This window comes from uncultured Aquimarina sp. (genome assembly GCF_947496855.1).
Taxonomy (GTDB): domain Bacteria; phylum Bacteroidota; class Bacteroidia; order Flavobacteriales; family Flavobacteriaceae; genus Aquimarina.
Genome location: NZ_CANMED010000003.1, coordinates 1 through 18,361, shown reverse-complemented (window position 1 = coordinate 18,361; position 18,361 = coordinate 1). Strand labels below are relative to the sequence as shown.

At 30.1% G+C, this 18,361-nt stretch carries 23 protein-coding genes; all 23 read right to left on the bottom strand.

Going from position 1 to position 18,361, the window contains the following annotated elements; all coding sequences use genetic code 11:
• Positions 1 to 116: 116 nt before the first annotated feature.
• Positions 117 to 689 carry a tetratricopeptide repeat protein gene (locus Q0921_RS09600; protein WP_299256201.1) on the bottom strand — a complete coding sequence of 191 codons (573 nt, stop codon included), beginning with the start codon at positions 687 to 689 and terminating at the stop codon, positions 117 to 119.
• 145 nt (positions 690 to 834) lie between these two features.
• The gene (locus Q0921_RS09595; protein ID WP_299256199.1) at positions 835 to 1,362 is read right to left on the bottom strand and encodes a GNAT family N-acetyltransferase; all 528 of its coding nucleotides are present in this window, start codon (positions 1,360 to 1,362) and stop codon (positions 835 to 837) included.
• A 139-nt stretch (positions 1,363 to 1,501) separates the two neighbouring features.
• Complete coding sequence (locus Q0921_RS09590; protein ID WP_299256197.1) at positions 1,502 to 2,062, bottom strand: AAA family ATPase; 561 nt, start codon at positions 2,060 to 2,062, stop codon at positions 1,502 to 1,504.
• A gap of 200 nt (positions 2,063 to 2,262) precedes the next feature.
• Positions 2,263 to 2,874, bottom strand: a complete 612-nt coding sequence (locus Q0921_RS09585; protein ID WP_299256195.1) for a MarC family protein — start codon at positions 2,872 to 2,874, stop codon at positions 2,263 to 2,265.
• The gene (locus Q0921_RS09580; RefSeq protein ID WP_299256193.1) at positions 2,875 to 3,384 is read right to left on the bottom strand and encodes a DUF3124 domain-containing protein; all 510 of its coding nucleotides are present in this window, start codon (positions 3,382 to 3,384) and stop codon (positions 2,875 to 2,877) included.
• Positions 3,385 to 3,587: 203 nt separating this feature from the next.
• Positions 3,588 to 4,124, bottom strand: a complete 537-nt coding sequence (locus Q0921_RS09575) for a hypothetical protein (protein ID WP_299256191.1) — start codon at positions 4,122 to 4,124, stop codon at positions 3,588 to 3,590.
• Positions 4,125 to 4,557: 433 nt separating this feature from the next.
• Positions 4,558 to 4,908 carry an SMI1/KNR4 family protein gene (locus Q0921_RS09570; protein WP_299256189.1) on the bottom strand — a complete coding sequence of 117 codons (351 nt, stop codon included), beginning with the start codon at positions 4,906 to 4,908 and terminating at the stop codon, positions 4,558 to 4,560.
• 7 nt (positions 4,909 to 4,915) lie between these two features.
• On the bottom strand, positions 4,916 to 5,101 hold the full coding sequence (locus Q0921_RS09565; protein WP_299256187.1) for a hypothetical protein: 186 nt from the start codon (positions 5,099 to 5,101) through the stop codon (positions 4,916 to 4,918).
• Positions 5,102 to 5,690: 589 nt separating this feature from the next.
• A complete protein-coding gene (locus Q0921_RS09560; protein ID WP_299256185.1) occupies positions 5,691 to 6,158 on the bottom strand; it encodes a hypothetical protein in 468 nt (155 codons plus the stop codon).
• 199 nt (positions 6,159 to 6,357) lie between these two features.
• Entirely contained in the window at positions 6,358 to 6,963 is a 606-nt protein-coding gene (locus tag Q0921_RS09555) for a macro domain-containing protein (RefSeq protein WP_299256183.1), read from the bottom strand.
• 343 nt (positions 6,964 to 7,306) lie between these two features.
• Positions 7,307 to 7,690: a hypothetical protein gene (locus tag Q0921_RS09550; RefSeq protein WP_299256181.1), complete on the bottom strand. Its 384-nt coding sequence runs from the start codon at positions 7,688 to 7,690 to the stop codon at positions 7,307 to 7,309.
• A 192-nt stretch (positions 7,691 to 7,882) separates the two neighbouring features.
• Positions 7,883 to 9,055, bottom strand: coding sequence for an FAD-dependent monooxygenase (locus Q0921_RS09545; RefSeq protein WP_299256179.1), 1,173 nt, complete (start codon positions 9,053 to 9,055; stop codon positions 7,883 to 7,885).
• 141 nt (positions 9,056 to 9,196) lie between these two features.
• Complete coding sequence (locus Q0921_RS09540; protein WP_299256177.1) at positions 9,197 to 9,652, bottom strand: RidA family protein; 456 nt, start codon at positions 9,650 to 9,652, stop codon at positions 9,197 to 9,199.
• A 4-nt stretch (positions 9,653 to 9,656) separates the two neighbouring features.
• On the bottom strand, positions 9,657 to 10,586 hold the full coding sequence (locus tag Q0921_RS09535; protein WP_299256175.1) for a DUF6463 family protein: 930 nt from the start codon (positions 10,584 to 10,586) through the stop codon (positions 9,657 to 9,659).
• 18 nt (positions 10,587 to 10,604) lie between these two features.
• Complete coding sequence (locus Q0921_RS09530) at positions 10,605 to 11,183, bottom strand: NAD(P)H-dependent oxidoreductase (protein ID WP_299256173.1); 579 nt, start codon at positions 11,181 to 11,183, stop codon at positions 10,605 to 10,607.
• Between the two features lie 25 nt (positions 11,184 to 11,208).
• Positions 11,209 to 11,547 carry a hypothetical protein gene (locus tag Q0921_RS09525; RefSeq protein ID WP_299256171.1) on the bottom strand — a complete coding sequence of 113 codons (339 nt, stop codon included), beginning with the start codon at positions 11,545 to 11,547 and terminating at the stop codon, positions 11,209 to 11,211.
• A 55-nt stretch (positions 11,548 to 11,602) separates the two neighbouring features.
• Positions 11,603 to 12,181 (bottom strand): Crp/Fnr family transcriptional regulator, encoded by a 579-nt coding sequence (locus Q0921_RS09520; protein ID WP_299256169.1) that lies wholly within the window; start codon positions 12,179 to 12,181, stop codon positions 11,603 to 11,605.
• 139 nt (positions 12,182 to 12,320) lie between these two features.
• Positions 12,321 to 12,812, bottom strand: coding sequence for a hypothetical protein (locus tag Q0921_RS09515; RefSeq protein ID WP_299256167.1), 492 nt, complete (start codon positions 12,810 to 12,812; stop codon positions 12,321 to 12,323).
• A gap of 174 nt (positions 12,813 to 12,986) precedes the next feature.
• Entirely contained in the window at positions 12,987 to 13,745 is a 759-nt protein-coding gene (locus Q0921_RS09510) for a DUF4272 domain-containing protein (protein WP_299256166.1), read from the bottom strand.
• A gap of 108 nt (positions 13,746 to 13,853) precedes the next feature.
• Positions 13,854 to 15,980 (bottom strand): T9SS type A sorting domain-containing protein, encoded by a 2,127-nt coding sequence (locus Q0921_RS09505; protein ID WP_299256164.1) that lies wholly within the window; start codon positions 15,978 to 15,980, stop codon positions 13,854 to 13,856.
• A 356-nt stretch (positions 15,981 to 16,336) separates the two neighbouring features.
• The gene (locus tag Q0921_RS09500; protein ID WP_299256162.1) at positions 16,337 to 17,194 is read right to left on the bottom strand and encodes a hypothetical protein; all 858 of its coding nucleotides are present in this window, start codon (positions 17,192 to 17,194) and stop codon (positions 16,337 to 16,339) included.
• 258 nt (positions 17,195 to 17,452) lie between these two features.
• Positions 17,453 to 17,806: a hypothetical protein gene (locus Q0921_RS09495; RefSeq protein WP_299256160.1), complete on the bottom strand. Its 354-nt coding sequence runs from the start codon at positions 17,804 to 17,806 to the stop codon at positions 17,453 to 17,455.
• Positions 17,803 to 18,255 carry a hypothetical protein gene (locus Q0921_RS09490; protein WP_299256158.1) on the bottom strand — a complete coding sequence of 151 codons (453 nt, stop codon included), beginning with the start codon at positions 18,253 to 18,255 and terminating at the stop codon, positions 17,803 to 17,805. The genes Q0921_RS09495 and Q0921_RS09490 overlap by 4 nt, the downstream gene beginning before the upstream one ends.
• Between the last annotated feature and the right edge of the window lie 106 nt (positions 18,256 to 18,361).

Genomic DNA, 18,361 nt, shown 5'->3' with positions numbered 1-18,361 from the left:
TGACTAAAATATTGTTACATCTTTTAATTTATTGAGATTATATTTTATACGATTTCGAAAGGTTTGTGTATTAGATATAATGTATAAGTACAATGAATAATAACTACATATTAAAGCTATTTTCTTAACCATGAATTAAAATCACAATTGACTTTAGTTTTTATTTTCTCATAATACTCATCACCAGCTTTAATCTGATGACCGGTCATTTTTTTTGCTAATTTAGGAGCCATGCGTTTAAACATTAAAACTTTTGATCTAGGCATATGCCATTCATCCCAGTCAGTTGGCACAAAATCAGCAGCTAATCGATACCAGCCATAAGCTTTAGCTAAATCAACCTTTTTGCCTTCACCAATTTCCCACATAATCCCTAAACTTCGCATAGAATTATGAATACCAAGACAGGCTGATTTCTCAAAATAAACATAAGCTTTTTTATAATCAACAGGTATTGTGTCATTACCTTGAACATACAATAAACCCAAGCTATGAATAGAGTAAGCGTGATTAACCTCTGCTCCTGCAGTTAGCCATTTAACTGATTTCTCTTGTGTTTTTGAGTCTTCATGAAATTTAAGTGTTTCGTCTGTGAAACAATTTTTTTGTCCATAAGTATGTTGAAAAAGTATAAAAAATAGAATTAATAACTGAAAATTTGTCTTTTCAATTTTATATAGTTGTTTCATGGTTTACCTAATAATTGTAGTATGATTTTTATTTGAAATGTATTGTTAGAAATAGATGGATCTTTTTTTGTGCTTAATTATTTAGTAGGAGCTTTTATTTATAAATCATTGCTAATGTTTTGAATAAAGTATGTTTTAATCCGCTTTATTTTTTTGTTAGAAGATTTTTATCACACCAATACCAGACAGCATCTTCACTTCCAAGTTCATAGGGAGCAAATTTATCAAATTCCATCCCGATTTTTTCCATTACTCGGATTGATGCTTTATTTTCTTTCATTGCAATTGCAATTATCTTTTTTATTTTGAGTGAATCAAACCCATAATTTAAAATAGCACTAGATACCTCTGTTGCAATACCTAATCCCCAATATTTGGGCAAGAATCTATACCCAAGATCAATTTCATCAAATTCAGGTAGATACGCCAAACCGGCCCAGCCTACAAATTGCATTCCATTCTTTAAGAAAGTAGCCCATCGTCCAAATCCATACTTCTTATAGTCATCAATTCTTGTCTGTATTGCCTTTTCTATTTCTTCAATTGATTCTACCACGGGTTCCCCCGTATAAATTTGTACATCTGGTTCAGAATGTAACTCGAATAACTCTTCTTTGTCATCCAGAGTAATTTTCCTTAACAACAATCTTTCTGTTTCTATCAAATTTTTCACTTTAATGCTTATAACGTTTTATATATGGTAGATTGTTTAGTACCCCCCACCGTTTCTATGTAGATTATATATTTTTCATAATAAAATCTATACGCCATTCCAAATATATAAAAACCTCTTGATCAATCGTCAAAACCTATTATGACATATGCTTGATGTTAATATTACTTTTTATTTTAGTTATTACTTTTTCAACTTTATTATTCAATTCCATTTCTCCATTTATTCTCAGAACTTCACACGTTAGTAATTCAATCCAATCATTGTGGATTTTTAAGGACCTTCCATTAAAATTTGGATTTTCGTATTGCTTAGCCCATTCTAGGAATGCTTTCGAATTCTGTTTAATTTTTTTGTCCGTTAACAATTTTTCTCCGTAACGTTCGGTTTCTCGTTTTTCAAGTCGTTCTATCCTTTTGCTATTGTTTAAATACAGGAATATTGCCAAATCAAAAGAGGTTTCCCATTCTTTTCCCCAACTCACCATTGAACCACAAATAATTACATTTTCAAATTTCTTAAAATCAACTTTTAGGTTTTTGTTTCGTTTAGTTAATGGTATTTTTTCTTGGAAAGGAGGTTGTGTTTTTTTCCAATAGTAATCATCAACGTCTAAATGTACAAAATTCGTTCTTTTTTCAATTTCATTTCCAAGAGTTGTTGTTCCTGAACCCGAAGCTCCAAATATCAAAATCTTCATTCTAAATTAATATGTTTTAGATATTGTTATATTACTGGTAATGGTTTTGCTTATAAAATGTAGCTTGTAAAATGGCGTTAACTTTTCGGGTTAACAAAGAGCTTAAGTTTTTCATAAAGTCAAATTTGAAAATAGCGAGGTATTAGAAAATACAAGCAGACCTTTCGATTTAGCTATTATTAGCTATGTTTTATATACGTTTATACGTTTCCAAAGTAACTACTAATTCCACTTAATATACTTTGAACGGCGTAAGAAGCCAAAATTAGTCCCATTATTTTACTTAAAACAGTAATTCCATAATCGCCAATAACCTTCTGTAAATGATTCGCCATTAGAAGAATAAAGCAAGTAAGACCAATAACAAATAATACAATAATAGTTGTTATAGTTTGTTGCTGAATTGTATATATGTGATTATTTGTCATAAGTACAACTGCCATAATTGCTCCAGGTGATGCTATTGAAGGAATTGCAATTGGAAAAATTGTAACGTGTTTATAGTCGGTAATTTGGTTTTTTTCCAATTCAGGTTTACCGTCTCCAAATATCATAGTAAGTGCGAACAAAAATAGTATCACTCCACCAGAAATTTGGAAAGCATCAAGTGATACTGACATTCCTTCTAAAATCAGTTGTCCAATTACAATGAAAAATAAAAGTATCAAGAATGCCATTATTGATGCTCTTATTGCAATCTTCTTTTTGTGGGTTAAATCAAACTCTTTAGTTGCTTCAAGATATACAGGTATGCTTCCAACTGGATCGATTACTGCAAACACAAAGAATATAGTAGTTAAAATTTCAATCATTTATTTTATTCGTTTTGCTTGTGTTATGAAAGATAAACCTTGTTGTCCCATCGTCGAAGTCATTATTCCCTCAAAAAGTGGTTCGGGACAGTTTTTAGGAATTTTCCATTCCAAAATAAAGTTTGAACCTGTTCCGCCAGAAACATCAATTTCGTCTATTATGATCTCTGTTGTTTCCATAGGTGCTAGAAATATTGGCGAGTCAAAATATTTTCTAATAGATTTTCCATTGGTGTCATAATATTCTGCTCTTAAAAGATAAATTGAATCTGATTCACTTATGTTTCTCATACTTATCATTGAAGTTAAGTTATGAGTTTTATGTTCCGTATTGCTATAAATTTGAGAATAGACTGATAGATATGATTTTCCAAATTCTAGTGAATCTTTTGTTGATAAGTTTATCGCTCGTTTTGACCAATTTTTAGGGTTAACAGAACTGATTTCTTTTTTTTCGTTGCAACTAAAAAGTAGGGAAATCAATAATATGCTTAAATATTTTATTTTCATTTCTACACAATGTTTTGTTTAAATATTTGCTAGTGTTTAATATATATGTTGTAGCTGATTAAATTGTTATCCAACTATTTATCTTTTGAGCGCATCGATTGCTAACTTTTTTTCGCTGTAAGTATTGCGCCTTGCAAAAATACAATAAGCATTCGATTCATCACATAGCAACTATGATCACATATATCATGTTAGCAGTTATTTTATTCCAGTTTTGTCAATTTATTATTTCTTCCAATCGTTTTTCTGGAAATATCATTCATATATATAGTGTCATTCTCAAATCGATAAACTCTTTTTAGAATCGCATATTCTTCTCCGACGAATTGATTCAGTTTAAAGTCAATTTTTTGCGGTCTCCTTGAATCCAAATAGTTGCTCATATCTGGACTATAAATTTTATTGTCAAAATAAATAGTATAGTTTTTAATTACCTCGTTAGATTCTATAATTCCTAAATTTTCTAGCTTTTTGTATGCAATATTAATTTCACCAAGTTCATTTGATTCAAATTCTTGAATAGAACTATTAAATTTAATTTTTGCTTTAATAACTTCCTTAAATCTCAAGAGTAACGAATCGGGTTTGTCTGTTCCATTCCAAGAATAAGTATATCCAATATCTACGCTGTCAATTTTATTATATGATTTTCGAGATAGAGTTATTTTATCATTTCCAATTTCATAAAAACCTTTTTCCGATTTTGTTTCGAAAAAAGTTGGGTATGAGAACTTGTACATAGAATCATCGTATAGTTTTAATTCACAAGACTCAGTTTCATTAAGGTATTCGATTTTTTTACTACAGCCATAAATAAATAAGGAAGTAATTATAATAAGTATGATTGTCCTAATTCTCAATTTAAAATACGATTTTTATATTGCACCACAACGTTTAATATATGGCAAGTTGGGCAGAAAATAAGCGATTACTTTCGGATTAGCCACAAGCCAAAACTTTTTATTTTGTTTTAATTTTTCTTCTTTAATACCAAATCAAAAGATTTGGCGACTTTGCAAATAGATAATGACCTTTCGATTGATCACTTAACTGCTATGATCACATATATCATGTTGTGCATAGTTTTTACTTATTAAACTTCGATTTTATTCTGTTCAAGAATGAGCTTTTTTCAATGTAAAGTTTATTAATTGACTCAGCTATTTTCTCCACCTATCCTGTCTCGTGATTCCAAAATTGCAGTTCGTCAGTTAAATTTCCATTCCCGTTGTGAGTCAATATTAATTGATTACCAAATCCGTCTGCTCCAATTGCGATTCCATTGTCAGGAACCCCATTCCATTCACGAGCATTTTTTGTTTCAAGTCCAATATGGTTACAAGTCTGACTTATTCTTTTTCGGTCAGATTTATCAAAAAATGGATAAAGTTCAAATTCAAATTCGTCTGTTATTAATTCACCTCCATTATTGTTGATCATTCGAGCTTTAAATTCAGTTGGGAGTTTGACATTTAATTCAATTTCAGATTCTTTTATGTATTTCGGGTTAATTGGAAATGGCATTTTTTAATTAGTTAGATTTTTTACTTCTTTTCAAAAAGAAAACTCCAGTGATGATTAGGATCGAACTGATAGCTATGTTTTCCCAAGATTTATCTATATATCCTCCCCAACCATAAAAGCCATCATTTTTATAAAGGAGAATTAAAACTCCCAATAAAATGATTAGAATTCCTATTAGCTTACTTCTTATCATCAGAATATTTTATCATTTTGGAATTATGCACCTAACGTGAGTCTGTGTATTAACCTGGTTTTGTTTATTCAAATATATAGAAGTTGTTTTTATTAGGTATTGGAATCAAGATTTTTGTCAAAAAGTGCTTAAAATGATTCTTTCTGATTCTAAAGGAGGCATATTTTGGTAAAAACAGGATCAAAACAGCCTTGATCTTGTTCATCAATGCTTCGAACCCCAGTATAGACAATGTTCTTTTGAGGTTATAACAAGTAAAAACCAGAGATACTTCACCTAAGACTTTCGTTTTAAATATTTATTATCCTTTAGATCCTCAGTAAATGTTATAATTGCGCAACTGAGTAGTAAATAAATTATTACGATTATATAAAAATAAACTTTGGAAAGATTCATTTTGTGAATATACATGCTAACGTTTAATATATGTGTGGTGGCGAGGCAAGTTGTTACCTAATCGTCGATTTTTCTGCGCAGATTTTATTCCTTTTTCAGCTTTAAAATCACTGCGCCATCCTAAATATACAAGAACCATTCGATTAATCACAATCTAAGCCATGATCACATATATAGTGTTAGCTTTTCGTTTTTATTTTTTCCAACCAGGTCCATTTTGTTCATTGCAAGGATCCGCAAGTTTATTCCAGTGGGTTAGTTGCATTGGAGGTTCTCCTTTCTCAGCTAGTTCGCACATTTCATAAAATTCCTGAAAATAATCAGGTGATAATATAGAATAACCTTGTCCTTGGTAATTTAAATTAATTTTACCACGTTGTATTGCTTCCCAGAATAATTCTTGATTTTCTTTTGTTAAGCTTCTTAAATCCAATTTTCGACTTATCCATTCGTCTGATTCCAAATCTAGAAATCCCCAACCAGCCTCCATTTCGTCAGTCAGATTATCGTTAGGTATTATAACTTTAAGCCATTTAGCGAGAGGTTTTCCTCCTTCCAGTTCACGTAATTCTTTTATTACTATTTTGAGAATTTCGTCATAACCAGTCCATCTTCTTGCAAAACATCTTCCATCCTTTAATATTATAAATCCACTTGCCATTTTATTTTATTTGATGAAAGCTAACGTTTAATATATGTGTCGTAGCAGGGCAAAATGTTACCCTGTTTTTCGATATTTCTGCGCAGATTTTATACTTTAATTCAGCTTTAAAATCACTGCGCCATAGCAAATATACACGAACCTTCCTATTAAACCCAAATCTAAGACATGATCACATATATCGTGTTGTAGATAGTTTTTATCCAATTATTTCGTCGTGACGTTTCCTCAAATTTTTCCAATTCATATTCGTTGTTGGATTTAAAAAGTTTTTATATGCAGTAGACATTTGTCTTGCCGCTTCTTTAGGCGTAACTCTTCCAGTAGCCGTCCCCATTCCGGGACAAAGTACTTTTTCAATTTGAACCTTGTTATTTTTGTTATAATTAGCAACAGCTGTAAGCATTGCAAAAAAAGAATTATAGACATTATCCGTTTTGGAAATATCTGTAGGTACTCTCATTGTTGGCGTGTGAGCTAAGAAAGGGTGATGTTCGTTTTCAGTAAGTACTATTATTGAAGTTCCGACAGGTTGTTCTCCATAAAATTCTTTTTGTATTCTTTTTTGAACATTATATTGGATTTTCATTCCAAAATAATTTCGAATAGCCAAATCAATTCCGCCATCCATTAAACCAAATGAATTTGCAGGACTAACCAAACAGTCAAATTTTCTAACATATTCGAAATTTCCATTTATAATTTGAATTTCAGGGAATTCTTTAAAAGATTCTTTCCATTCAGAGCATAATTCTTCTTGAAGATCAATCAATGTTATTTCGAATAATTTTGGAGATGTCGACATTAGATTATTTTTTATTTCACTTAAGTAATTATCTACAACGTTTAATATATGTGTCGTAGCAGGGTAAAATGTTACCTTGTTTTTCGATTTATTTGCGCATTGATTGCTAACTTTTTCATTCTGCAAGCATTGCGCCTTACCAAAAATACAATAACCATTTGATTGATTACCTAGCTGCTATGATCACATATATAGTGGTGTAGATAGTTATTTTATTTTAATTGATTCGAAAATTTCTTTTGTAATTGGATTCCATTGCTCTTTTAATTCCAAATGACAATTGATATTTCCAATTATTGTATTATCATTGGTATTGATAAAAAACATTCTAGAGAAAGTTTTCTTACCATAGAACGAACGTAGCATCAAATTCTGTAAGATGCATTTTTATGTTATTTATGCTTATTGTATCATTAAAGTAGAATTTTGAATCATTTCCTCTAAATGCAGATTGAGAAAATGTTTTACACCATTGAAGGTTTTCTGATTGCTTAGGAATTCGCATAAATGAAATTTCAATAGATTTCTCTTTATTTTTAAAATAATCATCCGGCTTGGGCACTCCAGCATATTCAGGAATATAATCTTCTTTTGAAACACGAATGAAGTCTTTAGGAATTAACATTGTTAAATCCCCATTTAAGATTTCTTTCCTTTCAAGTTCAAGTTCTGTTAGGGATAATGAGATTAAACTAATGATAAGGATTAAGATATACTTAATTTTCATTTCGATTTTTATTAATATTAGGTTTTGATTTACACGAATCTTCTCGGTTAATAAGCTGTAATATGCAATTATCTACAACGATTAGTATAAGGAACGTAGGGCAGGTGATAAGTACTATCGTTTCGATTTATTACTTAGCGAACTTTGTAAATATTCAAAGACCTTTCTGCAAGCACAAATGACCTATGTTTTTTATACATTGTTGGCAATAGTTTTATCCAAAGTATACAATTCAATCATCTGTTTTTTCATGTAAGATTCAGGCGTGTTTTTGAGAATAAAATTCCTGATTTTTTCCGTAAACCTATTTGTTATTGCAATCTTTGATGTAAGTCTTGATTGCTTAACTAATTTTTCAACTTTTTCTTTTCTATAATTAAAGAAACTTTGGCAGGCTGTTTCTATTGTTGTTGAATTATTAATGAAGTTAGATAGATAGAAGGCATCTTCAATAGCTTGAGCACCTCCTTGTCCTAAGTCTGGTGTCATGCTATGCGCAGCATCGCCAATTAGGCAGATATTTCCTGAGTTCCATTTATTAAGTAGCTCTAAATCGGAAAGATCCCCTCTAAATATTTTATTTCCTGTTGTGTTTTTAATTAGATTATTCACAAGTGGATGAAATTCTGAAAACATATTAGTTAATTCTTTTTTTAAGTTTTCTTTATCATCAGTTAAATTTGGGGCACTTAATTTTACAGCAAACCAATATACTTTCCCTTCTGTAATTTTCGATACACCAAATTGTAATTTTTTACCCCATAGCGTAAAACCAACAGACTCTAATTTATTTTTTATATCATAATCTGAGATTCCTCTCCAACATGTTTGTCCTGAATACCTTAATTTACTATTTGGAAATAATTGTTTTCTCACATTAGAATTTATTCCATCTGCACCAATTATAGAATTTGTATTTACAAAGGACCCATCTATAAAGTTTACTTTTAAAGATTGATCTTTATTTTGTGAGTATGCTTTAAAATTTTTATTCAGTTCAATATTTTCTTGTGCTACGTATTTGTATAAGATTTGTTGTAATTTCCCTCTATGAATTGCCATTGTTGTGTAACCAAATTTTTCTTGAACAAAACTTTGGCTAGAATCAGAAATTGGGTTTAGTTTATGATCAGCTACTAAAATCCGGTTGAAAATATTCCCAGCATTTTGAATTTCCTTTAACATTTTAGGATTAATCCATTCTAAAACTTGAAGAGCATTTGGTGATAACCATATTCCGGCTCCCACTTCTTTTAAAGATTCTGCTCTCTCATATAATCTATAAGATATATTTAGTTTGTCAAAAGATAGTGCTGTTACTAGTCCTCCAATTCCTCCTCCAATTATTGAAATATTATTTGTCATTTTTTAGCCATTGTTAACGATTAGTTTAAGATAAATATCAAGCTAAAAAATCCAATATTTTAGAATTGTACACTGAGCTTATACTTATTTGTAGTTTTATTCCTTATTAAACTTTATAGATATCACATTGGTGTCTCGTTTTTATTTTATTGTAAATGTAGTAGTTAATCCAACACTAAAATTTCTTGGTAATTTTTCAACCCCCAAAATAGCTCTTGAATGTTTCCCTTTTTCTTCTAATACTTTCACAAATAAATCCGAAGCTCCGTTTACAATATTAGGAGAGTCGTCCCAATTTTCTCCTGATTGAAAATAAGCATCAATATGATTCAGTCCTACAATTTCATCAAACCCTATTTTATTTTCTACTTGGGATAAAACATTCAAGGCGCATAATTCCATGGCTTTATAGCCTTGTTCTGTTAAAATTTCATTTCCTAATCGCCCTTGATAAAGATATTCTTCATTTAAGATTGGAAATTGGATTGCTATATATGCTATATTTTCTCGAACATTGACAGAAACATAATTCCCTCCTGGTATTGATACTTTTGGAAGCTCAAGGTTTAGTTTTTTAAGATTTTCTTTTGGGCTCATATTTTCAAATTTTGTTTTGGCTACTGTCTGTTCGGTTATTTACGGTACGTTTTTTACTTTCTCTAAATGCGTTTTTAACCATTCTTTTGACAACTTGTTTATGAAATGGTTTTATTATACCCATATATATATATCCTTTAAGATTATTGTATTCGACCAAAGTAATTACTTTAACGTTGTTTGAATCAGATTGATTATTATTAATCACCGCACGAAAGTTTAAATGCGAGTCATCTATTCCCAGAATCACTTCACTATCTGATATTGAGAATATCCTAAAGAATTTTATATATCCTCCTACTTTGTATTGCTCATTGTAATCATCTGGAATTTCCATTTTTAAACCAAACAAGCCTGTAATTTTATTCCGTAGAGCAAATAATAAATTAATCCATTGCGAAGTTATGTTAAAAACAAGATTTGTAATTTCTTCAATATTGTTTACATGATTAGTTGTGGAAAAAGTGTCCGAAAAATCAATTTTTGAGAGTATTGTTTTTTGATTATCAGTTAACTCCGTTTTTTCTTCTTTTACTTTTTTCTGTTTATTTCTCTGAATTAACATATAAATTGCGTGAGGTAACATTAAAAATGTCATTCCAGAAAGAGGTATCATGTAAACACCAATGAGTACCACAAATAAATAGGTGTATGATAAATGCCATGGTATATAATTATTTGTTTTTTCAATATGGTTAATTGCCATACCAAACGGAATGAGCAATAAACCAAAATATACGAACCAAAAAGCCGCAAAATACTCATAGTTCATTTGTCCGTTAAAAAAGGGAAATTCCAAGAGCCCCTCACTAATTCTAAAGAAAAATTTGGAGTAAAATACGTTAAATTGTTTTCCAAAAGCCAATGGAGATATTCCTAATAGAAAATGTGAAATACCAAGAAATATTAGAATTTTACCGTTGTTAATTTTCATAATATAAAAATATTAATTCTACCTGTTCTTTTGTCCAAGTTTTTCTACTTTATTCAACCATTTTGTCCTAAATTTTTCTTTAGATAATCGGATGGGACCAATAGTAATAATTCGTGCTTTTTTTACACCTATATAATGTAATGTACCTTTCTTTATAGCATTATGACTTGGGCTTTTGTAAACCAAACTATAATACCAAGGCGGTTGGTCAAGAGTACAAATTATTCTTGCAGATTTACCAGTCAAGCATTTGTCTGCCAATAACGAATTTTCTTTCTTTTTAAATGCAAACCCTGGGAGCAGAATACGGTCTAAAAAACCTTTCATAATTGCGGGAACAGAACTCCACCAAACAGGGTAAACCCAAACTATGTGATTTGCCCAAATTAATTTTTCTTGAGCAGCTATTAAATCAGGTTCTAGTTCCATTCTTTTTCGATATCCGAACTGAAGATTAGGGTTGAAATTCAATTCTCTGATATTGATTTCCTTAATATCTGCACCTGAACTGATTGCTCCTTTTTTATAAGCATCTGATAAAGCATAATTGAAACTCTCTTTATCAGGATGGCCGTTTATGATGAGTGTTTTTTTCATTTTTAATACGGTTTATACAATGCCACTACAATATCCGTTTCAATTTTTGCTCAAAACTTGTATTGGTTAGATTATTGACACTAAAGAATTTGAATAAAATAAAAATGATAGGGACAGTCAGGAAAATAACACAAATTACAAATGTGCCTGCGCTACAAAATACATTGAGAATTTGGGCACCTATATTTCCGATGTATGATGAAATAGTATTCTGTTGTTCTGTAAAATATTGGTTGACCGAAATAAAATATTCGTAAAATCGAATAGTGGTTTCATAGGTGAACCATATGCTGTAAAACCATTTTCTTATGGGTTCCCACCATTTCCCCCAAATAGAGTATTGCTGATTGGTATTTTCTTTCATTGTATTCCTTTTTCACAAAGGTCTATCAATAAAAGAGAGTGTCATTTGATATAAATCAAATTCGGTTCTTTGGGTTGCGAATTCTGCTTAAGGTTTCAAGTGTAATTCCTAAATAAGAAGCAATATGAGTTAGTGGTATTCGGTTAGTTATATTTGGATATATGTTTAAAAGATAGTCATAACGCTGTTCTGCTTTGTTAAATTGGATACTGTGTAATCTTTCACATAAGCCTAACATGGTTTCGGTAACGACCTTACTGATGAAATGCTCAAAATCATGATGCTTTTTAGAAAGCATATTTACGGTTGATTCGTTAAATTCATATACTGTAGAATCTTCAATAAACTCAATGTAATGTGGACTTGGTGCTTCACTAAAAAAGCTCACAATAGATGCCATAAATTGATTTTCAAAGGTAAACCAATCCGAAATGTCTTTTCCATCTTTTAAGTAGTATGCCCTAGCACAGCCTTTCTCAATTAAATAGCCTTTTTTTGCTAACTGACCTTCACGAACAACAACTTCTCCTTTTTTAAACACTTTAATTGTAGAATGTCTAAAGAAATCTTGTTGACATTCAGATGATAGAGGTGTATAGAAATTACTTATTGTATCTAGGATGTTTTCGTTCATTTTTTAATTGTTGCCAACGGGTTGACTTTGATTAGTACGGGAATTAAAAAGCGATTAATTTCCGATTTGGCGGACTTAATAAAAATACACTAAACTTTGGATTAAATATAGCCATTGTTGTGCAACGTATTTTTATGTGTTATTTTTTCCTTTTTGAAATCTGTTTCCTAAGAAATTTAGTCCAAAAATTCCATTCAGTTATTTTTTGACTACCAGATAAATTATTTTCGATTTTATCAAATCCATCTTCAATAAGTGCGTTATGCAATGAACGTATAGCAAAAGTCCAAATCAATATTCCTTTTCCTTTAGCATTCATATCAATCGTATGTTTTATTTCCGTTTTGTTTTCATCTAATTCTTTTATTTCAAACTTATGAATTCCGATAAATCCATAAGGTTTATTAAACTTAAATTGAATTATTTCATTCGGATTATATTTTTCTACAGAATACCTTATTGGTCCGTGTCCACCTTTTGCTCCAACCTTAATCCCTCCTTTGAATTTCATTTCTGGCCATTTTTCTTTTGGCCAAACTTTATCATTTTCAGTTGATAATGTCTTTAGTATTTCAACAACTATATTTTTCGGTTGAGTTAATGTTCGTTTATGAATATTTAAGACTTTCACTTATGTATATTTTGGTGTACTTCTAATTATTGCCAACGTTCAGTATAAGAAACGTAGGGCAGGTGATAAGCGATTTCTTTTCTGATAAACATAAGCTGAATTTCTAAAAATGCCCAAACCTTAGTGTTAGCAATGACTTTCGCTATTTTTTATATACATTGTTGCCAGTAGTTTTTATGTATCCGTTGACACATCGTCCCATTCCTGTTCCATATAGTTAACCAACCAATTTAGAGTATAATGCCTTTCATAAACTACTCCAGCATTCAACCCATTTAATTCGTGTCCATTAACTCTAGCGTCAACACAAGCCCAATCTATTCGGTAATATAAATCGTTTACATCAAGTATTTCTGATTTTGTTCTAGATTCCGTAATTCTGTTAATAAAATCATTAGGGTCTTTATCTTGTCCGATAGGATATTTGTCCGAAGGAATATTATTCAAATCACATAATTCACTTGGAAATCCTAAATCATCAATTATTTTTAGTGACCACATTAAAACCCAAATACCTTCACATTTCCAAGTTTCTTGATTTTTTTTCTCGTCAGTTGGATTGGCTAAAAAATCCTTTTCATCTGGCGTAACATAATCCCAAAGGTTATATTTTTTTAAATATTCGGTTGCTTCTTGTCCTGACATTCCATTAAATGCAACCATATTTGTTGTAGCCAAAACAGTAACTCTTTGAGCTATTTCTTTTGGTGTTCTCAATGTCGTTTCTTCCTCAGACTCTATATGCGGAAGATTGTAATTTATTTTTACTCCTTTACTTTTTAAGAACTTCTCAGTTTTTTCTTTTCGATTAGGTTCTTTTTTTGATTTAAATAATCCAAACATTTCATTTTCGTTGTTAGGTTCTGCTTTTTTGTCCGAGAAATTACAGGATATTAAGGTTAAAATTATTCCGAATATTATTAGTTTTCTCAATGTTTCTTAAATTACTGGCAACGTTGCATGTATGAGGCGTAATATCCCGATAGGGTATTATGACTTCATACATTTGTGTTATCATAAGTTTTACTACTAAATTTATAGCTACCCCTTAATCAGTTTTTTGCTATACCTCTTTTTAGACTTATCAAGGAGAGTTAAAAAATAAATTCCATTTTTTAATCCTGAGATATCGATTGAAAAACCCTGATTATTATCATTTTTAAAATCAGAGTATTCTATAACCTTTCTGCCCGAGAAGTCATATATTGAATACTTTTCTATATCCAATGAAAAACCATTTTGGATATTAATCGTATTTGTTGAGGGGTTAGGGTATATACTGAAATTTATCTTTTCCGAGATATCATTAACACTTAAAGCTGTATCGGAGTTTACAGAAAATAGGGAATTACCAATGTTGATAAACCATTTGTCATTTTTATAATAAGCTTTACTGCCAGTATTTCCAGCATTATTTAAAATTTTAATAATTTCTCCTTCACTAGAATACAAATACCACTTTCTGTCATTTTGAAATATGATTTCTCCAATGTTATTTACTGCTACTAATCTTGAATCCGAACCAAACGGTGAAACTCTAATTTTTTCGCCTGATACTGTTCTTAGCATTATGACTTCTTGTCCTAGATTACCTAGGTTTTGATATGCAACAAAACCATTATTTATCATATAATGTGTTGGATTAAATGAAAAATCAGTATCATCAAATCGAAATTCTTCTTCAATATTATTTTCAGAATCAAAAAATATAGTCGAAACACTAGAATAATCCCAAGAAAACAAGTGATCTTCTACTTTGCTGTATACGAATAAATTACCATCTGTTTTAACAGCTGTGTTATTAATTCGTGGAAAATCACCATCAGAAGTAATATTAGTCTTTACTCCATTTTCAAGAAAAACAATGTCTCCTTTATCGTCATAGTATAAAATCGAACCATTGTCAAATACTTTACTAACCCCCATTTGATCATCCTCTATTTGAAAATCAGATAAAGGAGTATACATATCTAAATCATTTTTATTGTGTATAAAATAAGATGGTGAAATATTATGACAGTCCACCAAAACTGTACCAGGTGTTTGTTCAAGATCTAAACATATGTGTTCTTGTCTTAACAAATAATTGGAATAATGATCCCCACTAACATATGTTCTATTGAATCCAAAATAAAGAGTTGGATCATTTGAATCATAGCCATCAATAATAACCTTTGGAAATTCTTTTACGATTTGACTATCAGAATGCCAAAAAAGGGTATTATGATAATTTTCGTTATCATTAACATTTCTAACACTTGAAAATAATATTCCATCTTCTATTAATTTCATTGGAGGGAAAAGTGCCTGTTTTATATAAAATTGAGATTCTAAGTTAATCGTATTCTCTTCACTAGTAGTTATGTCAGTAATTTTGAAATTTCCAAACAAATTAAAGTCCTCGGATAAAGAAAAATTACAATTACCTCTTGAAGTAGATAGTATCTTTTTTCCGTCAAAATCGGCTATTTGATGATTATTTGTTTTATACTCTAAGTTTAATGCTTGACTTGTCTCAATAAAAAAATATGAGGTTATATTTAAGGTTTGATTTGATGCATCAGTAACAGAATATAATATTTCAACTTTTGAATCGATAAATTCAGAAAGATTAAATTCTTGATCAATTACTTCGTTTGATTCTATTATTGGAATAGGATTGTTATCATCGTCATATTCCAAAATAGTATTTCCATTGCTACTAATCAAAAACACTTGATACAAGAGATTAGTTGGTAAATCTGTTCGTGGTCTATCAAATGCGTCAAATACAATCCTAACATTTCCGTTTTGTTTTACATCATAATATACAGGTTTTAAGTCCACTATTTCAGAAGGAGAGTCATATGTGAGTATTTGAGTTACTTCCTTAATATTTCCAAGTACATCATTAACGATAATTTTTAAAATATATTCTCCCTGTTCGGAATCCTCAAAATCGACAATACCATTGAATATATTTTGCTCTACAATATCTAAATCTACTACTTTTCCTTCTATCTCTGCTTGTACTAATGAAACTTCATAAAAGGAATCTACTTTTACTTGTATATTAAAAGTTTTATTAACGAAAGTAGTATTAGGTTCAATAATTTGAATATCTATATTTTGTCCAATACAAAAATTGATAGAAAATAGTAAACAAAAGGTAAGAATAAATTTTTCCATTTTAGCGTAAATTATTGATTTTTAATCGTCTAATGTTTTTTTTAATTTATGATAACGTTTCTTGTATGGTGCGTTTGCATCCCGCTGGGTTCATATGCATTATACAAATTGTTATAAGCTTTTTATTTTTCAGATTTAAGCAGTTGTTTAACTAATGATTTTAATTCCTCTATTTCATTTTTTTGCTTTTCAATTTGAGATTTTTGGACCTTTAGTTTTTGGATTTCTTTCTGTTGTTGAATAGTGTATAGAGTTAGTTCTTCTATTTTTTGGAGTAACTTGGAATCCATTTCCCCTAAGAAAATTCCATTTTTTTCTACCTCCTTTGCACTTGGAATATCTTTTAAGTGTCCATTTTATTGAATATGATTTTCCACTTCATCAAGAGTTGGTAGTTGATAGTCGTCAAAGAAAACAAAGTCAGACCAACCAGTTTCAACTTTTATTTCTTTTGCTCTTATTTTTCCATTAACTGCTAATTTCCAGGAGCCTGTATTTGTAGTTCCGATTCCGACATTACCTTTAGGCATGGATATATCTCCTCCAGCTTCATTCATAATGTATAAATGATTAGTACTCGTTGAACCAAATCCTACATATCCCATTCTTGAATTTACATCATTAAATTCTAACCATCCATAAGAACTTGTTCCGTCTGCAGAATTTCTTAAGCGAATAACCGGACTACTACTGTAAATTTCTAGATCTTGACTTGGATTTGTAGTTCCGATTCCAAGGTTACCTTTAGGAATAGATATGTCTCCTCCTGTTTCATTCATGATGTATAAATGGTTAGTACTTGTTGAACCAAATCCTACATATCCCATTCTGGAATTTACGTCATTGAATTCTAACCACCCATATGAACTTATCCCATCAACAGAATTTCTTAAACGAATAACAGGACTACTACTGTAAATTTCTAAATCTTGATTTGGACTTGTTGTTCCTATTCCGATATTACCATTAACATTTGCTGATAATATAGTTTTTATTGAATTACTTCCTAAAGTCCAATCCTCAATTCTAAATGAATTATTTTCTGATTTGAGTGCTAAAGATAATCTGTTCCATTGTTTTATATGGGAGTTGTGAATTCCATTTGAATTGTAACTTTCATGTTCTGCCTGAAAATTAATTCCTTGAACTGTTTCTTGTGCGCTTAATGAAATGTTAATTCCTATTATTCCAATCCACAATATTATTTTTCCCATTTTTGTTTTATTTATATATGTATATAGGTAAGTGTCTTTTTTAATAAAATTGTTACCTTGAAATTTAGAGAAAATTGCTTATAACGTTTAATATATGTGTCGTAGCTGTGGCAAATGTTACCTAACTGTCGACGTTTTCTGCGCATTGGTTGCTATATTTTTCCTTTTGCAAGCATTGCGCCTTCATAAATATACAAAGACCTTTCGATTTATCACTAAACAGCTATGATCACATATATCTTGTTGTGCGTTCGTTTTTTAGGAGTCACTTTTAGTAATTACTAGTGGATACTCTATTTTAAGAATTTCTTCCATTTTTGGAGCGATTTCATCTACATCTGGATCATATTTATTCCAAAAAATATTTAAATCTTGTTTTTCAAACCTGTCAATTCCGATAGCAATTTTTTCGCTTTGTATTGATTTGTTAATAATCTCTCTATTTGAAAGAGTAATCATTAATTTGACTTTAGCATTTATAATTCCATCTTTAGAATCTAGTTTAATTTTGTCATTTGTTTGTATTTCACCAGATTTTACATACCCGTGAAATACAGTACAGGAATTCCAAATAAAAAAACCTTCATCAGTAATAAATTCAAATTCATTCATATGTTTTCAATTTCACCTTTTAAATATAATGTCTCGATTGACAATTTTAGTTCTTGCCAATCAATTCCTATAACTTCACTTTTGTATTTTTCAGTAGATTCCATGTAAGATAAAAGAAACCAGGAATCAATATGTCCGAATTCGGGAGGATTACTTAGTACCACTTCGACCCGCAATTGATGTTTTTTGTTATAAAATCCGCATTCACCTCCGTGAAAACTATAATTCCATCTTTTTGAGAGTTCTCCTCTTCTAGGAACATTTTCATTAGCTCTAGAAATTAGTTTTTCATAATCTTCTTTATTTTCAATATCAAGAGCGTATTTTTTCCCAAGTTCAAACATCAACCTTTTGCCGTCATTTCTATAATCAATTATAGCATTTTTAATTATTTCAAGATTGATATTATTTTTTTGTTTAAAAAGGTTTTGAAACCATTTTTTAATCATATTAAATTAATTTTGATTGAATGACGCACAACGTCGTACTAAACTCAGCCTTAGCGTCGTTGATTAAATCGTTTACGCAGCGATAGCGAAGATAAACTATTTGATC